The sequence below is a fragment of the Micromonospora lacuserhaii genome (assembly GCF_036902735.1).
In the GTDB taxonomy this organism is placed as follows: domain Bacteria; phylum Actinomycetota; class Actinomycetes; order Mycobacteriales; family Micromonosporaceae; genus Micromonospora.
Genome location: NZ_JBAKHO010000064.1, coordinates 24,966 through 28,449 on the forward strand (window position 1 = coordinate 24,966; position 3,484 = coordinate 28,449).

Below are 3,484 nucleotides of genomic sequence, written 5' to 3' on the forward strand. Positions count from 1 at the left end.
GGTGTCGTATCCGTGACTGCGCGGTCACCGGCGTCCGGCCTACGCTGCTCGTGACTGCCACTTAGCACGGTTGCGGACTTCAGATGTCGTCTAGGGGTTCAAATCCTCTGGTAGTCACCAACGGCAAGGCGGGTCCTCACGGGCCCGCCTTGTCCCGTCGGGCGGCCCCGCCCACCGGCGCGGTCCGACGTGGTGGCGCGACCGTCCGGCCGCGCCACCACCACCGGTCAGCGCCTCAGCAGCGCGAAGACTCCCCAGCCCAGGTGCTCCCGCCGGTGGCGGACGTGCCGGACGGGGTCGTCGGTCAGCTCCGCCCGAAGCTCCCCGGCGAGCTCGTCGTCGGGGTTGGCGTCCAACCAGCGCCGCAGGTTGAGCCAGTGCGCGGCGGCGTACCGGTCCCAGCTCCCCTGGTCGGCGAGGACCATCTCCACCAGGTCCCAGCCGCAGTCCTGGAAGAGCCGGACCAGGCCGGGCAGGTCGTGGAAGTCGTCCTTCGCCTCGGCGTGGCAGGCCCGGACGGTCTCCTCGTCGGGGGGGTCCTGCCGCCAGTACGGCTCCCCGATCAGCAGCATCCCGCCGGGGCGCAGGCCGCGCTCCAGGATGTCGATGGTGCCGGGGACACCCCCACCGATCCAGGTGGCGCCGACGCAGGCGGCCACGTCGACCGGCTCGTCGGGTACGTACGCGGCGGCGTCGCCGTGCACGAAGCGGACCCGGTCGGCCACCCCCAGTTCCGTCGCCCGGTCCCGGGCGGCGGCGGTGTTGACGGTGCCGATGTCGACCCCGGTGCCCTGGATGCCGTGGTCCCGGGCCCAGGTGCAGAGCATTTCGCCCTTGCCGCTGCACAGGTCGAGCAGCGACGTGCCGGGGCGCAGCTTGATCGCCCGCCCGAGGGTGGCCAGCTTCCCCTCGTCGAACGGGTTGAGGATGCGAAGGTCACCTTCGCGGATGACGTGATTACGTGCCAGATCCATGTCGTTGTGTCCTGACGTCCGAAGGGTGGGTGTGGTTGGTCGCGGTTCCCACACGGACAGCGGGCACGAATAACACCTACTTAAGGACGTCGGATCGGAGCCGTCACGCTATGCGCGGCTCGCGGACGGTGGCAACCGGAATTCCACCGCCGTCCGGTTGGTCGTCGACCACAGCCGCGAGGCCGTCACCGACTTTGGGCGCTCAGCTGCTCGGCACCACCTCGGGCCGGTGCGCGGCCGCCGGGACGTACGGCTCGGGGGCGGGCCGCGGGGCCGGGATCTGCGCGACGGGCTCCTTCGACGTCTCCTCGACCGACGGCTCCGCCCCCGGCCGGGCGGTCAGCATCGGATACTCGGCGGTCTCCCCGCCGCCGGCGGCGGCCGCCATCACGGCCGCGGCGGCCAGGTCCGCCACCCGCTTCGCCTCCCGCTGTACCCGGGCCCGGACGTCCTTGGCGTGCCGCTCCACCGACTCCGCCGCCTGCCGCGCCTCGTCCAGCCGCTTCGTCTCGGCCGTCAGGCTCCGGCGGACCTCCTCGAGGCGCCGCTGCGCCTGCATCAGCTCGCGCTCGGCGGTGTCCCCCTCCTGCTGGATGTCGGCGAGCTGCTCGCGCGCGGTCTCCAGTTCCCCGGTGACCTCGGCCAGCGCCTGCTGCCGCTCGGCGATTTCCCGCTGCGCCGTGGTCAGTTGCTCGTGGTGCCCGGCTACCTGCTCGTCGGCGCGCTGGCGAACCTCGGTGGCGTACTGCTGGGCCTCGGCGATCAGCGCCGCGATCTGCTGCTCCGCCGCGCTGTGCTGGTTGGTCAGCTCCTGCTCGGCGGCGGCCCGGTGCTCGGCCAGCTCCTGCTCGGCGGCGGCCCGCCGCTCGGCCAGCTCCTTCTCCATGTTCGCCTGCCACTGCGCCAGCTCCTGCTGGCTCTGCGTGCGGGCGGCCTGGATCTCCTGCTGGATCTGGGTGCGGGCGGCCTTGGTCAGCGCCTCGGACGCGGCCCGGGTCTGGGTGATCTGCTTGGCGGTCTGCTCGCTGATCCGCTTCGCCTCCTGCTGGGCGCGCTCGTGCGCGGCCTCGCCGTCGGCCCGCAGCTTCTCGGCCCGCTCGCGGATCTCGGTCAGCTCCGCCTCCACCGCGGCCCGCCGCTCCTCGTACGCCTGCTCCTGCTCGGCGTTGCGCGCGGCCAGCTCCTCGTCCAGGTCGCGCAGGGACTGCGCGGTCCGGTCCCGCGCCTCCACCAGCGCCTTCTCCGCCTCGGCCTGCAACGCGTTGGCCCGCTGGGTCGCGGCGTCGGTGATGGCTCCGGCCTGCTTCTCGGCCAGCGCCAGGATCTGGTCGACCATCGGGCCGAGGTCGCGGAACGAGGCCCGGTCCACCTGCGCCGGACGCTGCCGCAGCTCGGTCAGCTCGCCCTGCAACCGCTGGATGTGGGTGGTCAGGCCGTGGACCCGGCTGGTGGCCTGGTCGCGGTCGGCGGTGACGGTGGCCAGCTGTGCGTCGAGCTGTTCGACGTACCGGTCCACCTGCCGCTTGTCGTAGCCGCGCAGCGCGAGCTCGAAGCTCGGCCGCGAGGTCGCGTCGTCGCGCGGGGCGAACGGCTCCTCGCCGGTGGACATAGCCATCCTCCGTACTCCTCGGCCGACGCTGCGCGGCGGGGCCGCGACGCGGGGCGTGATGGGGCGTCAGGTTACCGCCGACCGGGCCCTTCGGTCACCGGGCCCTGCGGAATCATCCAGTCGACGGTCACCTTCGAAAGAGCAGTCTGGCGGTCATACCCGTCGTGCGGAAGGAGGTGGAGAGAACCATCGGATGGCCGACTCGGCAGCGGCCTCCGCTTCCACGAGACCGGCGGCTACGCCGTCGTGGTCATGACCCGCCGGCGCCGTCGTGGTGGGCGTCCGTCGCGGGTGGCGGGTGGAGCCGCCACCACGAACCTCCGGGGTACGCCAGTTCGCCGCTGGCACAGCCCTGTGCTTGGACCGGGCTGGCGATATCACCGGTGTGGGCTCGGCCAGTTCACCCTGGGTGCCGAGGCGATTACCTCCGCAGGTATGCGTGAAGTGCTGACGGTGCGCCTTTGACCTGGGGCTTTGCGCAACCTACTGGAGCGTCGACGGTCGCGGGTGGACGATGTGACGCGGGACGCTCCCGCCGAATTTGACGATCAACTCGGCGGCCGCGTAACTTTCTCTCTGTCAGCGCGGAACGGACGCAACGGGCGAAAGCCCGGGAGGCCGGGGCGGGGCAAAGGCTTCCGATACCGAGAGGTTCTCCTTCTCGGCGTGCGGAACCGGGCGGTGCCCCGGAGCGGTCCACGGGCCGATTTGGTGAGGCGGAACCGACCGGGTAGGCTGACGGACCGGCAGGGAAACGGGCGCGGTAAGCGGTCGTCCTGCGGAAGGATAATCCACAAGGCACCCGATGGAAGTCGGCGAAATTGTGGTGCCCGGAATTGGTTTGAAGCGGGTCGGATCGCGACAGAGCGGTTTGACACGGGGAAAATCGCCGGGTAACGTA

The 3,484-nt window shown here is 71.6% G+C and carries 2 protein-coding genes; both read right to left on the reverse strand.

Annotated elements, in window-relative coordinates; translation table 11 throughout:
- Nucleotides 1-227: 227 nt before the first annotated feature.
- Nucleotides 228-974 (reverse strand): SAM-dependent methyltransferase, encoded by a 747-nt coding sequence (locus tag V6U81_RS25985; RefSeq protein ID WP_334493000.1) that lies wholly within the window; start codon nt 972-974, stop codon nt 228-230.
- A 202-nt stretch (nt 975-1,176) separates the two neighbouring features.
- On the reverse strand, nt 1,177-2,583 hold the full coding sequence (locus V6U81_RS25990) for a coiled-coil domain-containing protein (protein ID WP_334493002.1): 1,407 nt from the start codon (nt 2,581-2,583) through the stop codon (nt 1,177-1,179).
- Nucleotides 2,584-3,484 lie beyond the last annotated feature (901 nt).

Excerpts from the sequence above, each read along its gene's own strand:
- V6U81_RS25985 (WP_334493000.1), bottom strand. The coding sequence starts at position 974 with ATGGATCTGGCACGTAATCACGTCATCCGCGAAGGTGACCTTCGCATC.
- V6U81_RS25990 (WP_334493002.1), bottom strand. The coding sequence starts at position 2,583 with ATGTCCACCGGCGAGGAGCCGTTCGCCCCGCGCGACGACGCGACCTCG.